Source organism: Halobacillus locisalis, from assembly GCF_013694105.1.
Classification (GTDB): Bacteria; Bacillota; Bacilli; order Bacillales; family Halobacillaceae; genus Halobacillus; species Halobacillus locisalis.
In genome coordinates this window covers 215,935-229,994 of sequence record NZ_JACEFG010000002.1, presented here as the reverse complement: position 1 = coordinate 229,994, position 14,060 = coordinate 215,935, and the positions used below count along the sequence as shown (strand labels likewise).

At 43.7% G+C, this 14,060-nt stretch carries 15 protein-coding genes; 8 read left to right on the top strand and 7 right to left on the bottom strand.

Annotated elements, in window-relative coordinates; all coding sequences use genetic code 11:
* Positions 1-222: 222 nt before the first annotated feature.
* The 3 genes from H0266_RS08435 to H0266_RS08425 all read right to left on the bottom strand — a co-directional run bounded on the left by H0266_RS08435 (position 223) and on the right by H0266_RS08425 (position 1,953).
* The gene (locus H0266_RS08435; RefSeq protein ID WP_181471972.1) at positions 223-870 is read right to left on the bottom strand and encodes a peroxiredoxin-like family protein; all 648 of its coding nucleotides are present in this window, start codon (positions 868-870) and stop codon (positions 223-225) included.
* A 46-nt stretch (positions 871-916) separates the two neighbouring features.
* Positions 917-1,468, bottom strand: coding sequence for an NAD(P)H-dependent oxidoreductase (locus H0266_RS08430; protein ID WP_181471971.1), 552 nt, complete (start codon positions 1,466-1,468; stop codon positions 917-919).
* A 167-nt stretch (positions 1,469-1,635) separates the two neighbouring features.
* Positions 1,636-1,953 (bottom strand): ArsR/SmtB family transcription factor, encoded by a 318-nt coding sequence (locus tag H0266_RS08425; protein WP_181471970.1) that lies wholly within the window; start codon positions 1,951-1,953, stop codon positions 1,636-1,638.
* Positions 1,954-2,156: 203 nt separating this feature from the next.
* On the opposite strand from H0266_RS08425, the gene H0266_RS08420 reads away from it, so the two are divergent.
* A complete protein-coding gene (locus H0266_RS08420; protein ID WP_181471969.1) occupies positions 2,157-2,462 on the top strand; it encodes a DUF3243 domain-containing protein in 306 nt (101 codons plus the stop codon).
* Between the two features lie 48 nt (positions 2,463-2,510).
* On the opposite strand, the gene H0266_RS08415 is transcribed toward H0266_RS08420, so the two are convergent.
* A complete protein-coding gene (locus H0266_RS08415) occupies positions 2,511-3,617 on the bottom strand; it encodes an endonuclease (protein ID WP_181471968.1) in 1,107 nt (368 codons plus the stop codon).
* 223 nt (positions 3,618-3,840) lie between these two features.
* Here H0266_RS08415 and H0266_RS08410 point away from each other — a divergent pair, with 223 nt between their 5' ends.
* Positions 3,841-4,788, top strand: coding sequence for an alpha/beta fold hydrolase (locus H0266_RS08410; RefSeq protein WP_181471967.1), 948 nt, complete (start codon positions 3,841-3,843; stop codon positions 4,786-4,788).
* Here H0266_RS08410 and H0266_RS08405 read toward each other — a convergent pair.
* Positions 4,785-5,414: an NUDIX hydrolase gene (locus tag H0266_RS08405; protein ID WP_181471966.1), complete on the bottom strand. Its 630-nt coding sequence runs from the start codon at positions 5,412-5,414 to the stop codon at positions 4,785-4,787. The two genes, H0266_RS08410 and H0266_RS08405, sit on opposite strands and share 4 nt — an antisense overlap.
* A 472-nt stretch (positions 5,415-5,886) precedes the next feature.
* On the bottom strand, positions 5,887-6,768 hold the full coding sequence (locus H0266_RS08400; protein WP_343063238.1) for a hypothetical protein: 882 nt from the start codon (positions 6,766-6,768) through the stop codon (positions 5,887-5,889).
* A 183-nt stretch (positions 6,769-6,951) separates the two neighbouring features.
* Between H0266_RS08400 and H0266_RS08395 the strand changes: the two genes are divergently transcribed.
* The 3 genes from H0266_RS08395 (at position 6,952) to H0266_RS08385 (ending at position 10,601) form a co-directional block, all read left to right on the top strand.
* Positions 6,952-8,220: an ATP-grasp domain-containing protein gene (locus tag H0266_RS08395; RefSeq protein WP_181471965.1), complete on the top strand. Its 1,269-nt coding sequence runs from the start codon at positions 6,952-6,954 to the stop codon at positions 8,218-8,220.
* A 27-nt stretch (positions 8,221-8,247) separates the two neighbouring features.
* The gene (locus tag H0266_RS08390; protein WP_181471964.1) at positions 8,248-10,212 is read left to right on the top strand and encodes a hypothetical protein; all 1,965 of its coding nucleotides are present in this window, start codon (positions 8,248-8,250) and stop codon (positions 10,210-10,212) included.
* A gap of 95 nt (positions 10,213-10,307) precedes the next feature.
* Entirely contained in the window at positions 10,308-10,601 is a 294-nt protein-coding gene (locus H0266_RS08385) for a hypothetical protein (RefSeq protein WP_181471963.1), read from the top strand.
* A 29-nt stretch (positions 10,602-10,630) separates the two neighbouring features.
* Here H0266_RS08385 and H0266_RS08380 read toward each other — a convergent pair whose 3' ends face one another.
* Entirely contained in the window at positions 10,631-11,155 is a 525-nt protein-coding gene (locus H0266_RS08380) for a GNAT family N-acetyltransferase (protein WP_181471962.1), read from the bottom strand.
* Positions 11,156-11,384: 229 nt separating this feature from the next.
* Between H0266_RS08380 and H0266_RS08375 the strand changes: the two genes are divergently transcribed.
* The 3 genes from H0266_RS08375 to H0266_RS08365 all read left to right on the top strand — a co-directional run bounded on the left by H0266_RS08375 (position 11,385) and on the right by H0266_RS08365 (position 13,993).
* Positions 11,385-12,638, top strand: a complete 1,254-nt coding sequence (locus H0266_RS08375) for a hypothetical protein (protein WP_181471961.1) — start codon at positions 11,385-11,387, stop codon at positions 12,636-12,638.
* Between the two features lie 3 nt (positions 12,639-12,641).
* Positions 12,642-13,217 carry a signal peptidase I SipW gene (gene sipW / locus H0266_RS08370; protein ID WP_181471960.1) on the top strand — a complete coding sequence of 192 codons (576 nt, stop codon included), beginning with the start codon at positions 12,642-12,644 and terminating at the stop codon, positions 13,215-13,217.
* A 71-nt stretch (positions 13,218-13,288) separates the two neighbouring features.
* The gene (locus H0266_RS08365) at positions 13,289-13,993 is read left to right on the top strand and encodes a TasA family protein (RefSeq protein ID WP_181471959.1); all 705 of its coding nucleotides are present in this window, start codon (positions 13,289-13,291) and stop codon (positions 13,991-13,993) included.
* Positions 13,994-14,060: the final 67 nt, after the last annotated feature.

The window sequence follows — 14,060 nt, the reverse complement described above, 5'->3', positions numbered from 1 at the left end:
TACTATTTCCCCCGTCAGGTTTGATTGATAACTAAAACCTTCTTGAGGAACAAGGCAAACCATTCAACCCTTGTTCCTATTAATTACTACATAGATTCTAAATTTTCCTGCTTACTTTTGAAGCCTCGAAGTGAGTACATGATGGGTTGTCCAAATTTCTCAAGCACAAAAAAAGTGCCTGCCCCCATGCTTCAGATCAGAGGAGCAGACACTTTTTATACTTTATTTTAAGTTTCTTAGATGCATTAGAATTTCACTAGGTTCAGCTCGGTACATATAGTCGACATTTGCACTCGATTTGGTAATGGTTCCATCTTGATGGATGACAACCGTACCAGCCACAGGCAGCCTCCAAGGGTTTTGTTGGCTATTGTAATGATTCAAGTTGATATTGAAATCATTTTTATACGTATCCACAAGATAGTCAGGCAACTCGAATAACAGATTGTAATCCTTCATGACTTCTTGTGTGCTATCACTTACAACTTCATAGGAAAGATCGTTCTTCTCTCGTGTCGTTAAGGATTGATCGGGAGTTTGAGGTGAGATGGCTATCAATTGAGCCCCTTCTGCTCTAATATCACCCAGGACCTTCTCATAAGCCCTCAGTTCAAGGTTACAGTAAGGACACCACCCACCACGGTAGAAGTTCAAAATAACAGGACCTTTTTTCAATTCCTCAGATAAAGTGATCCATTCCCCACTTGCATTCTCCAATGTGAAGTCAGGTGCTTTCACGCCTTCTTTCAAGCCCGTCGCTGTTCCTGCATCGATAAGCTCTTCCGTCGCTTTGTTTACGTTATCCGTCACATGTTGGGGAGCTTTTGAAAAAAACTTATCCCGTACAGATTTTAATTCATCCTTCAACATGGCGCTCACCTCCAAATACTTATCGTAAAAATTATTTCAGCATGATTTAAACGTCAAATACTTCTTTTAAGTGTTGGCGAAGTTCTGCTAGGTATTTGTCGACGTCTGGATTTTTCATAACGTCGTGCGCTCCGAAACTTTTAAGTGGCTCAAGGCCAACGTATTTGTTCATATTGTGTAAATGATCAAGTGCACCTTCAATATCCTGACCGCCAAAGAACTTCTCCTTGTCGTTAAACGCGTACTCTGGAGCGTTCCACGTTGTGGAGAACATGTATTTTCGTCCACCCATCATGCCATTATGACCGTATTCTGCATCTCCCCCGAAGAAGAGTCCTGGTTCATATACAGCATCAATATAAGACTTGAACGCGCCCGGTAAACTGAACCAATTAATCGGCGTTTGGAAAATGATGATGTCCGCCCATTTGAATTTCTCTTGTTCTTCTTTTACATCGTATCCATCCTGAACGGTTGTGGTTTGGATGGTATAGGCGTTTTCTAACTGGCTGATGATCTCGTCAAATAAGGTCTTATTTAACCTTCCTGGTGCAAATGACCAATATTCGTGTCCATTAATGACTAATATGTTTTTCATGAGTGTGCCTCCTAAACAGTTTTACGATTCGAAAACCATCGAACCGTTAAAAATAGTACCACCGTTTCATTTGTAATGCAATCCTTTCGTTCTTTCCCTAACCAAACATTAGAGATTTTTCATGTTATGAAGCACAAAAAAAAGAGCCCGATAAGGCTCTTGCAGGACTAAATATCCTCTTCGTTTATTTGAATAACCGTTTGTAGTAATCCAGGAAATTTGGCTTCGATTTCTTCTCTACGAAGAGAGTAAATATGCTCCTTTCCTTCGATTCTAGCCTGAATCAATCCCGCCTCCCGAAGTACTTTTATATGATGAGAGACCGTAGACTTTGGCAACATTAATTTAAGGGAATAGGCTGTACAATTATTTTCAAAGCTTTCGTTTAGACAGCGGATGATCTTTACTCTGTTCGGCTCACTCAGTGCATGAAGCACTTTCGTGAAATGAATGCTTTCTATGGGTGGATGATATGGTATTTTCATACTCGTCATTCTAATATGTTCTTATGGTAAACGCAAGTTCATGACACCTCTTGGCCTATCAGGCGACCACAGGACCTGGACTCACCAATGTAAGTTTATAAACTCTAGAGTCTGACTTTCCAATTTCAAATTGAAGATTAGCATGTTTACATTCTTTCAAAACGTGGAAACTTGTCTCTAATCAAACATTAGGAGGATTACCAATGTCAGACAAAGATCCAAAAGAGTTTGCTGCTAAAATGAAAGAAGACAAAAAAGATGAAATTATGCAGAATTACGAATCGTTTAAAGATTACCTGGGTGACCAAGTACGCCGCGGGGAAAAGCTAGGTCTTGGTGAAGAAGGCCTGACCATTGGAGCTAAGCGCGTAGCCGATTACTTAGCGCAGCATGAAGAGCCACGTAACCGTGAGGAAAAAGTGCTGAATGAAATGTGGAACGTTGCGAGTAAAGATGAACGTGAACATATGGCGCATGTATTAGTGAAACTAGCGAATCAAACGAACTAAAAGCATCAACAAGAGCCCCCGATCTTTGATAAGAACGGGGGCTCTTTTCTACCAAATATATTCTACAAATTCTGGGTGATCGATGAACGGGTTCCGGTTTCCTTGGTAGTCATTGAAAATGATGTCGTTGCGATTACGCTCAAAAGCATCGACCGGATCCAATTCGTGCCATGATTTAAGTGTAGACAGTTTGCCTAAATAAGGACCACTCGTCCCTACATAGTTGGCAATCTCCAAATCTAGTTCTCCAGCATCCCCTTCATAACGAGTCGCCATGTAGAAAATCATACGCGCGACATCGCCTTTCACTTCATCACGTGGCTCCCAAGAATCGGAATCGTACGAATTGCTTGGTGCTTCTGTCAATGCATAGCCACCATTATCAAAATCGAGGTTTCCACGTGATGAGTTCACGGTTACATCCGTGGGGCGAAGGTGGTGGATGTCTGTTCCAGGGCCCATAGACGTTCCGAAGTCACCATGCGATTTTGCCCAAACGTGCTCGCGATTCCACTCATCGACGTAGCCGCCATTCTCATATTTTGATAAAGACTTTCCTGAATACAACAACACCACATTGTTCGAATTGGATGGGTCCTCATCAGTATTGCGAAGCGCTCCCCACACTTGGCTGTAAGAAAGCTCAGTATGATCGTCGATGATGTTATGAAGCTCGGCTTTCAAGGACGCACCCGTCAAGCCACTTGCGCTCGCATAATAACCCGTTGTTGTCGTTCCGCCATCGTCTGAACCACCGCCGTCACTGGTTACGGTCGTAATGGAACTGACATTCTCAATCCCTTCATGGCTGAAGTAAGGATCTCTTACGCCGTCAACTTGAATCAACTCACCCATCTTGCCAGGGTTGTTCTGAAGTCCGTATTCACTACGATACTCAGAATCGAGCTTTACGAGAATCATATTGTTCATTTCTGTTTCATTCGGGTCATCCGCTAAAGCCAAAGCATAGTTGCTTGAAAAATTGCTTTGTTCAACGTACGTCGTCGAAGTCGGAACCCCCACGATATACCCTTCTACAGAAACACTTGATCCGTTCGGCTGATTCATCGCATCATATACAGAGATCGACGCCGCCTGAACGGTTCCCGTCACAATAAACACAAAACTGAACAACATCAACATCATTTTCTTCATTTTTCCTACACTCCTTTGATATGTAAATAGTCTTCCTTTAGTCTCCTTTCGATGCGAATAATTGTATACCTTTTTTTATTGGGACTTTTTCAAACAAAAAACATAGCCTTAACAAACTTTACACACAATTTCGCAAAGGATCGGGAGGGTGCGCAACTAAATGTCGTGACTTTTCTCAAGTACGCATACATTTGAATAAGAGCAACCAAAGGGAGGGGTATTGGTGTCAAAGAAAAAAATCCCGATCGTTTTTGTCCCTGGGTTATTTGGTTCGATGAGCGATAAAATCATTCCCGGTACTGGTGGGTGGAGTTTCGGATTGGCAGGCATGGTATATGAACCGTTCGTGCTCGTGTTAGAATCGATGGGGTATAAAAGAAACAAGGACTTGTTTATCAATTTCTATGATTGGAGCGACCCCATCGATCATTCCGCCTACCATTACCTACGTCGCACCATCGCCTATGCCAAGAAAACGACTGGTTCAGAAAAGGTGAACTTGATCGCTCATAGTATGGGCGGACTCGTATCTCGAGCGTACGTTCAAAGCTCAGATTATGTGGATGATGTCGACCAAATGATACTCCTTTGCACGCCTAATGCCGGTTCCGCTCCCAACTACAGCTACTGGTCAGGTGGCGAACTACCTGTCCCATCCACATCCATAAACTTTGTCCATTCTTATATGAAAGGATATGTGGATTACTTAGCCCTTCGTTATCCTCCTAGCAAAATCCTTGCCATTCACCAACACTTCAAAGGACTCGAGAACATACTTCCAGGATGTGATTATGGAAATTATGTAATCATGAACCATCAAGGAAAGTCGTTTGTAAACTATGGAGATATGCAGACACAAAACCACTTTCTCGATCGGTTGAATGCCAATAAAGAAGTGATACAGCAGCGTAAGGTTGACGTGACGGTTATTGCAGGGACAAATGAAGAAACAATAAAGTATTTAGAAGTCGTTCCTTCTCCATTATCGAATCATTGGGCTGACGGTAAAGTTGTCGGTGCGGCGTACACGAATGAAGGGGATGGAGATGCATGCCTCGAAAGTGTCTTTTCGTTGGATGGCGACCACTATACCGTTGAAGGCACACATATAGAGGTGTTATACAAATGCGAAGACCTTCTCCGTAAAAAACTAAAGAGCTCAACCGGTTAGTCGGTTGAGCTCTGAATCATTTCGATAAAGTGGAGAATGACGCTTGCCGTCAGCCCCCAAATCACTTTGTCACCATATTGATAGAAGTACTCTGGAAAGCGCTGCGTCGTCCAGTTGTAGTTCTCCCCTCCAGGAATAAGGTCAAAGGGGAAATCATCTTCCGGCTCCACCTTCATGCGCACATAATGAGCATCTGGCTTCGTGTTTAAGAAAAAGGACAACGGAACGGTGAACACTTCTTCTACCTCGGCTGGATTCGGCTCCATTTCCGCTTCCGAGCAATTCATGAAGCCCACATACGTCGACACTTTCATCCCGAACGGCGAGACCATATAGTCGAAAGGATACACTTGGGTAATGTCTCCGTTTGCAATCCCAAGCTCCTCCATCGCTTCTCTTACAGCGGTATCTTTTTCACGATCATCTTCTTCATCGACACGTCCACCTGGAAAACAAATCTCACCAGGCTGCCGGCGCATGTTCAGCGAGCGCACTTCAAAAACGAGATGAAGCTCGCCTTCTTTTTCGATGAACGGCAAGAGAATCGAATAGTTGCGGTAGGATTCGTTGCCGAGCACAGCCGGGGTATGGGCTGTCATTTTTTTGATGATTTGTTCTGCGTTCATGCTTTCACCTCATGCTTGCTTTTCTATTACTATAACAAACTATGAACAAAAGCGACGGTTTGACGCTTCTACTGGAGTGACCGTTTCGTCATCGACTGGTAGATGAGGGCGGTCGTGGAAATGAGTCGCTTTCCGTGGGGCGGGCGGTGAGCCTCCTCGGTCGCTGCACTCCCTGTGGGGTCTCACCTGTCCCGCTTAATCCCACAGGAGTCTCCCCATTGCCACGACCACCCAGCAACAATGGGAGTGACGAAACTACTTTCAGCACGTGATAAGCACAACCCTAGTTGAGCACTAAATCGAGTTCCTTTTGGATCACTAAATTGAAGAGGTTCGGGGGACGGGGAGACTCCTGCGGGATAAAGGTGCATCGTGAGACCCCGGAAGGCGCAGCCTGAGGAGGCTCACGGTACCCCGCGGAAAGCGACTCGTCCCCCGAACCTCTTCCGCACTCACTACGTAAAGGAACTTACTATTGTAAGAGCTCAGCATACTCCTCTTGGATAAAGCCGGCGAGGGTGCCGAGTGTTTGGCCTTTGAAGGCATCTGGCACAGATTCGCCGTTGGGTTCTGCGTAATAATAACCACCAACATCCTCATTATAGGAGTAGCCAATCGCCTTCAAACGTTCTTGGAGCGCTTCCGGTAATGTAGTTAAACCGGTTTGTTCTGTGAAATATTCTGTCGGCAGAATATACACATCGACATCCGTCACACCTGTGTAAACCGCAAACAGATCCTTCTCACTCTGCATGATCCACTGTTCTTTCGAAAATAGGGAGATGCCCGCTTTTTCTAAAGAGGAGATCCCGTCTAAATTCACTCCGAAAATATCATTGATCAATACACGCGCTTCTGCCCCTGTCGGCGTTCCTTCCAAGGATTCCAAATATAAATCCATGACCTCGACTTTAGATAAAGAGAAAATATATTCTTCTATAGTTCCTTCGATTTGTTCGTCAGATAGTGATTCCTCAACCCCTTCCATAATCGTTTCAGGGTAGCTCGTCACTTGTTTTCCTGCATCTAATTCTGAAACGGCATCGAGGTTGATGCTGTAAATTTCTCGAACGGTCCAGCGGATATCGTCTCCGTCCACTTTTTTACCCAGTTTGTCCAAGTACAGATCCATCGCTCGGACTTGTGGCATAGACTCGATTTCTTCGATGGCTTCGAAGACGTGCATCCCTTCTTCTTTTTTCAACGTTTGAATGATGCCGTGCATCACTTTGTAAGAATACTTGTATTCAACAATCTGAGGTGAATACGACGATTGAGCTGATATTGTGGTGGGGATGGTCATTGATGAAAAGAGAATAGTAGCTGCGATCAGTAAATATTTTTTCCAAGACACAAAAGAACACCTTCCATTCTGTTTAGTATGTACATGCCCTATTATACACACGAATCGTCATATTTTTTGAAAAACTTTGTCGAATCGCCAATTAATACTTACAGTTTCTGCTTGCATTTGGTACTTTAAAGAGAGGACATCACCACTTTCCACATTCTTTAATTAAAAGGGAGAGATTTAAAAATGGAACTGGATCAAATGGAAGTAAATACGTCTGTAGAACAATCTGAGAAAAAGCCGGAAACAAAGCCCTATTTAACCGCTTTGATCGGCTGGAGTCTGCAGGCGATTGAAGCCGCGGCGCGCATGGAGCGCCCATTTGTTGTTGTCGGTCCTCCTGAATTTGAGTCTTATGCAGAGAAACACGATATCCGTTTTGTTGGTTGGGACTTTAATAAATTGAATGAAGGTTCGGATCAGTTGTATAAGAAATTGAACGCACTTGGCGTGGAAGTCGCCGTTCCATTATATGAAGAATGTGTCGAGTGGGCTGGTGCTTTGAATGCTCGTTTCCGTGAAGAGCCGCGCATCTTCAACCGTTCCTTACTCTTACGTGATAAAGGAATGATGAAGCGTAAAGCGCAAATCGCCGGGATTAAAGTCGGCGTATTTGAAGAGGCACATAATAAAGAAGATATCGAACGTTTCTTGCGCCGGGTCAATGAGGCGTTGTTGAAAATCGATGGGGACGTCTTAGATCCGATTCACGTGAAACCGTTAGACAAAGCGGGATCTGTCGGCCACTTGGCGATTCGCACCGTCGATGAGATTGATCAAATCAATGATACAGACTTCCCATTATTGATGGAAAGCCATCTAGACGGGCAGGAATTCTCCGTCGAGGCCTTCATTCATAAAGGGAAAGTACAATTTTTAAATATTACCGAGTACGTCCGTTTAGGCTACTCCAACTTCGTACCTGCTTCTCCATCCTTGCGCGAAAAACGCCCATTGATCGAAGAAGCGGTGCAACAGCTTGTCGATGCCTTCGAAATCGAGTACGGCGTCATCCACCCTGAATATTTCATTACACCAAACGGCACGCTTCACTTCGGCGAAGTGGCGGCACGCGTTCCTGGTGGACACATTTTCGAACTGATCGAACGCGCTTACGGATTCAGCGCATACGAAGCCCAAATTCTATGTAGCGATCCGAATACGACGCCTGAAGAACTAGAATTATTCTTCCCGAATCCGTACGACTATCAAGGGTTTGCGGGCTGCTTAATGGTGCATCCACAACGTGAATATGTGAAAGATTTGGAAGTTCCAGAAGAGCTCGAGAACCATTCATACTTCGAGAAACATGACCTGTTCACCCCTGCCCAAGGAAAAGTAGCCGAACGCATCGGTTTCGGGAACCATTACGGAACCATTTTCTTCTTCGGCGAGGACAGTGAAGAAATGAGACACCTGCTTAAAGAGTACGAACAATACGATTTCTACGTGTAAGGACTGCTTTTAGAAAGGAGTAGACGCATGCCTCAATCGACTGGTGTCATAGTTGAACGTTTTGAAAAAGCCTTGAATGATTTGGATCAAGCCCAACCGTTCGTCAAATCGAAATACCAAACAGATGTCTATCAGGAAGCCAATCGCCTTATCGAAATGGAGGATGGACTCGAACACCTCTACAAACATGCAAACCAGTTTGAACAATCCGGCGTTTTCCAGGACGGACCGTGGGAATCTGCCGATAAATTACAGCCACCCCTCGTCGCGGGTTCTTTAAAAGCGAAAGGATTACCGACGATCATTGAAGTGCTCAGTGAACTGAGAATGCTCGCTATTGCTAAAGGTGACGCGACGAATCCGACCGTCTCGAAAGAAATGGCGGAAGAGTTCCTGAATGAAGTGATGGTCTTGAATTTAGATATATTGTTCCCTGATGCGAGTGAAAGCTCTCGTGTTGAGGACGATAGTGGAAATAGTGAAAAAGCACAGAAGCTTTTCCAATTTCTCATCAGTCATTTATCTTCAAAAGCCTTAGTGAGAACGCTCATTTCAGAAATCGAGCGCTTGACCGCGCAACGTCCGATTATGATCAAGCGCATCGTATCGATGATTCAAACCGCGAAGCAAATGACAAATGCGGATAGTGAACCTGAGGATCAGGAGCAGCTGCAAACGTATATTGCGGCTTTAGAAGGACCTTCCCCTTTGAGTCATAAATACAAAGACTTGCATACGTATCGATCACAACTGAAAGACATGGAGCGGAACGACCTGATTTCGGAGAGTGTCTCCTTGGCAAAATCAATGCGTACGACAGGGCTCGTGGCGCCGCATCATGCTACGCTGATCCGTTTCTTGAGCAAACGGATGCCAGGCTTATTAACGTACGCCCTCGGTTTGAACAGTAAAGGGCTTGCCAACTTAGAAGAAAACGATGAGCTTGTCAGGCAGATGATCAAGGCTGCCATTTTCCCAGCGACACGACAAGCGATTTACGGCCTCGCGCTGATGCTTGAGCGTGGCGTACTTTCTCATTCGCCCGTTGCACCGGGACTTCGTCGTCTGATTGAACTTGATATCCGACCAGAGGTGCGGAAAGATTTGTATCAAGCGAGTCAAGCCGGGGAAGGCTTGACAGCAAACAGTATTCTAGTCGCTGGAACGATTCAAGTTCTCGGGCAGCCTCTTGGCGTCGGCCAAGGATTCAACCCGACCTGCCAAGCCGCGCGTGGCATCAGCCTGTGGGCTCAGCACGCACCTGGCTTTTTATTAGAAATCATTCCGAGAGCTGCGCGTGACGGGGATATCGACTTTACGTTCGAAGGTCAGGCAATCAATTCCCAGCACTTAAGTGGCGGACTTGCGCCGAATTTGCACACAGAACTCGACCCTGTGTCGCTCGTATTGGTGCCTCACCTTGATCGTATCTATAGTGAGATGATGTCGCGTGTCGCCTTGCGTGGAGACGACGGACACCGCTGGGTCAACCCGGCCTTTTACGGCAACTGGGTACAGAAAGGGTTCAACTCCGCCTTCGATCCTTTGACAGGGTATGTACTGGATTATCCTGGATTCGTAAAGCTCTTTTATGCGACACACCACCCGGAATATAACGACGATTACGAGTTGATTTACCCGAACCCTGTTGGGATTTTCATTACCAATGTACACGGCAAGCTTCTCGGCCTGCATGCGATTTCGATCACCCGCATCGCCGAAGGACCTGACGGAGAGTACCGCGTCTTTTTCTATAACCCGAATAACGACGGTTCCCAGAACTGGGGACAGTCGATTGAACCGAGCGTTCAAGGAAATGGCGAGGAAGAAGGCGAAAGCTCCCTTCCGTTTGATGAATTCACGTCACGCCTATACGCCTTCCATTATAACCCTTACGAACAAGGGGATGCGTATGCAGTGGATACGGCGATCGTGAACAAGATTCTGACCTTAGCTAAGGAAAGCTGGGGCAAAGATTATACATGGGTGTAAACCAAAAGTCAGGCCTTTAGTGGGCCTGACTTTTTCGTGTGTATGGCTCTTGAATGGATGGATATGGTAGGATTTATGGAAAAGGGGGGATCGGTTTGGGTTTTGAATATTGGGTCGTGCTGATTTTCGTGCTGGGGATTCTGTTTTTTGTTGTCCGTGATGTTCATACATATTTGTCTAAGGTGAGTGCGAGGAAGGTTTTTCTGATGAACAAAGCGTTCTTTTCAGGGATCGTAGTATTTATCATAGTCTCTCTCAATCTAAGTAAACCTGGTGTTGCAGGCCTGGATAATGCCCACCCTGCAGACTGGTTCATCTTCTTTAACCTCGTTACATTGCTTTGTTTAATTGGCTATTTGATCACTTTACGACCACCTAGAAATGATTGAAGACGCGGAGCTAAGTGCTCGCGTCTTTTTTATTTCAACGATAGTTCGAGCTGGACATCCCGTGGTTCCCGTTCGTAAATAGATTGATTGATTTTTTCTGCAGGTACACACCCTGCTCTCTTGTAAAAGGCTTGAGTGTCAATTGACGGATGTGCGCCGATGTATAATTTCTCTTCTCCAAGTATAATGGCCTGTTTCTTCGTTTCGTCCATCAGCTCTTTTCCTACCCCCATGCCGCGATAAGGAGCGGATACGTGGATATACGAAAGCTCTCTGTATTCATCAAATGAATCCGCTTCAATGACGGAAAACCCTATCACTTTGTAATCAATCTCCGCCACGACGACCGATCCCCCATTTTCTATCACTTTTGAAAAATGTTCTACGATTCTACGTTTATCTTCAATGGTCCAGTCATCTTCAAATTCATCTGTTCTTTCCACAAATTTACCGTTGGCTTTAGCGATGACTTTTTCTGTTCGTTGATAGCGCACGAACTCATCGAGCATGTCTGAGTGAATTTGGTCATTCCCTAAATCAGTAATGCTTATCACGGAATCCTCCTCCTCTGTCATAAAGCGTTCTCTAAAAAGGTTTATTTTTCATAAATTAAATATAATCGTAAGTAATTAGAAGGAAAACAGAGTAAAACAGAGGTTGGTTTGTTCTCTATAAAGAATAAAGCTTTTTTTAAAGGTTTTCATTTCCTTAATTGGAATATATACTCACAACATGAGTTCTTTATAAAGAACAAAAGGTAAATGAAGGGAGGGCTTACCCTCAATGGAGAAGCGTTCAACTCGTTGCAACAGAGATAAAAAAGCCCAACAAAAAGAAGCTATCAAAGTAGCGAAATCGTTAACAACTGGACTAGCCATGTGTTCGTTATTAATTACAGGAACAGCTCAAGCTACAGGACAAACTTACAGCACTTTCGGTGATGTTGAAAGAGTGAATGCCCAGGTGTCGATGTGCCCGGTCTTTCCTTCTACTATCGAAAAGAAATTCTCTGACTTAATTTCACACATCGAAGCTTTACTTCAAATAGAAAAGAAAATCAGAAAATTACCTAGTATGTCCATTACTACCCATTCGCCAACATTACCTGAAAACCCTTCAATAGATGAGTTAGAACAGTTATCAAAAGAAATCGAAACAGCCGAAAGAAGTTATCAAAGTCAAGCGACACAATTAAAAGCAAACCAAAAAGAGTTCCAAAACCTTGGCAAACAAATCAAAAAAGAGCTTCAAGAGATCCGAACCATCGTTCAAGATTTAAAGTCTTATAGACATTACGACCCAAATTGTTTAGAGGTGGACAAGCATCAAATCCTTTTATTATTCAAAGAAAAAATCACTGAAGCTTGGTCTTTGCACCCATGGATCATTGCGGAGTGCAACGATATAGCTGATCAATATAGAACAAATTCTTCTACTAAGCGTTCTTTCAAAGCAGCTATGAGTGGAAATGACAATTGGAGTGAAGACTTCCTTCAATTAGAGAAAGATTGGACAGAAAAAGCACAGAAACGTATTGATAAGCTAAACGACGCCAGCCAAAACCTCCTCAGGATGAATGAAAAAATAGAACAGAAAAAAGAAGAGCTGAAAGAAAAAGAGCGCCTGAAACAAGAGGAGAAGAAAAAGCAGGAAGAACTGGAGAAACAGAAAGAGTTAGATAAACAAAAAGAAAACAAAGAAAAAGCTGAATCACCTGAAGAGACGACGAAAGAAAATACATCCGATCAGCCTGAAGAGCCGGCAGAAAAGAAAGAAGAAAAGCCTAAAGATAAACCGAAAGATGATCCGCCAAAAGAGGAAAAGGCACCTCCAGCTAAAAAGAAAGAGCCAAAACCATCTGAACCGAAGAAGGAGAAAAAAGAAGAACCTGCTCCTGAACCGCCTAAAGAAAAAGAAAAGTCCGAGACACCACCAGATAAGGAAGAGGCCAAGAAAGAAAAGCCTCCAGAGAAAGCTCCGCCGACTAAGGAAGAGAAGAAAGAGAAAGAAGACAAAAAATCAGATACGGAGGATTAATCCATGACATTCAAAAAAACGCTTAAGGTGTTGAGCAGCTCCCTTAACGTGATTCTATTCATATCCTTGATTGCCATGACGTTCATCGTCATATCAGCCAAAGCTTCAGGGGGTGAGCCGGAAGTGTTCGGCCACCAAATTAAGACGGTTCTTTCAGGATCCATGGAACCGATGATTCAAACAGGTTCCATCATTGCTATAAAACCTTTGGAAGAGGAACAAAAATCCACGCTATCCAAAGGGGATGTCGTAACTTTTCTCAATAAAGATGAATCTTTGATCACCCACCGTGTGGTTGATGTGACCAAAACAGGAGAATCCGTCTCCTATGTAACCAAAGGGGACAACAACAACGCCGCTGACACAGAGCCTGTCCTCGCCCAGAATGTCGTTGGGCAATATGCTGACTTCACTATTCCTTATGCCGGATATTTAATGAGTTACGCCACATCAAAAGCTGGAAGTCTGGCACTGATGATCATCCCCGGCTTGTTACTACTTATCTATGCAGGCTACCAAATCTGGGGTGGCATTAAACAATTTGAGAAAGAACTGGTCAAGAAGAATTCGGCCACCTAAAACGTTGAAATTCCTTACATAAGTAGGGGTTCAAAATATAATAGAACATAATTTTAGAGGAGGAAGAACAAATGAGCTTGAAAAAGAAATTAGCAATGGGAGCAATGACAGGAGCACTTGGTTTATCTTTAGTAGGTGGCGGTACTTATGCTGCGTTCACCGATACAGAAGAAACTACAGATACTTATGCTGCAGGAATACTAGATATCGAACTTTATAAAAATGATATGTCTGGAGTACTTGGAAGTAAAGTATTTACTACGGAATTAACAAACTTTAAACCGGGCGATAAAATCACTAAAAAAATAAGGGTAACAAATACTGGTTCCTTGTCAGTAGACAGAGTACAGATATTGGGCGATTACAATGGATTTAAAGATGGAAAGAACCTTTATACAAATGATAGTGCATCAGGAAAAAGTTACGCTGATGATTTTGCTGATATGATTAACGTGACTATCACTCCAACAAACGGGAACACACCCTATACTGGAACTCTAGCACAACTAAAAGCGGAATCTGATTTGTATCTTGGAGGCCAGCAAAATGGCAGCCTTCCAAAAGAAACTGCTGGTGCAGACACTATAGGTGCTTATCTAAATGATTTAACAGATAATGACCCCGTAACAATCACTCTTGAGTTTGATACAGAAGCAGGAAACGAGTTTCAAGGTGATGCAATGAATGTCAAATTTAAATTCGTAGCTTCTCAACAAGAAGGTAGAGACTTCCAAGATGGTGAGAACGTTTTAGATTTAAACGCATTAGAGGAATAAATTAGTACAACATTTGGCAGCTCAAACTAATTAATCACATCAAATTTATCAATACCAAGCAGTGGGC

Excerpts from the sequence above, each read along its gene's own strand:
- H0266_RS08435 (WP_181471972.1), bottom strand. The coding sequence starts at position 870 with ATGTTGAAGGATGAATTAAAATCTGTACGGGATAAGTTTTTTTCAAAA.
- H0266_RS08430 (WP_181471971.1), bottom strand. The coding sequence starts at position 1,468 with ATGAAAAACATATTAGTCATTAATGGACACGAATATTGGTCATTTGCA.
- H0266_RS08425 (WP_181471970.1), bottom strand. The coding sequence starts at position 1,953 with ATGAAAATACCATATCATCCACCCATAGAAAGCATTCATTTCACGAAA.
- H0266_RS08420 (WP_181471969.1), top strand. The coding sequence starts at position 2,157 with ATGTCAGACAAAGATCCAAAAGAGTTTGCTGCTAAAATGAAAGAAGAC.
- H0266_RS08415 (WP_181471968.1), bottom strand. The coding sequence starts at position 3,617 with ATGAAGAAAATGATGTTGATGTTGTTCAGTTTTGTGTTTATTGTGACG.
- H0266_RS08405 (WP_181471966.1), bottom strand. The coding sequence starts at position 5,414 with ATGAACGCAGAACAAATCATCAAAAAAATGACAGCCCATACCCCGGCT.
- H0266_RS08395 (WP_181471965.1), top strand. The coding sequence starts at position 6,952 with ATGGAACTGGATCAAATGGAAGTAAATACGTCTGTAGAACAATCTGAG.
- H0266_RS08390 (WP_181471964.1), top strand. The coding sequence starts at position 8,248 with ATGCCTCAATCGACTGGTGTCATAGTTGAACGTTTTGAAAAAGCCTTG.
- H0266_RS08375 (WP_181471961.1), top strand. The coding sequence starts at position 11,385 with ATGGAGAAGCGTTCAACTCGTTGCAACAGAGATAAAAAAGCCCAACAA.
- sipW (WP_181471960.1), top strand. The coding sequence starts at position 12,642 with ATGACATTCAAAAAAACGCTTAAGGTGTTGAGCAGCTCCCTTAACGTG.
- H0266_RS08365 (WP_181471959.1), top strand. The coding sequence starts at position 13,289 with ATGAGCTTGAAAAAGAAATTAGCAATGGGAGCAATGACAGGAGCACTT.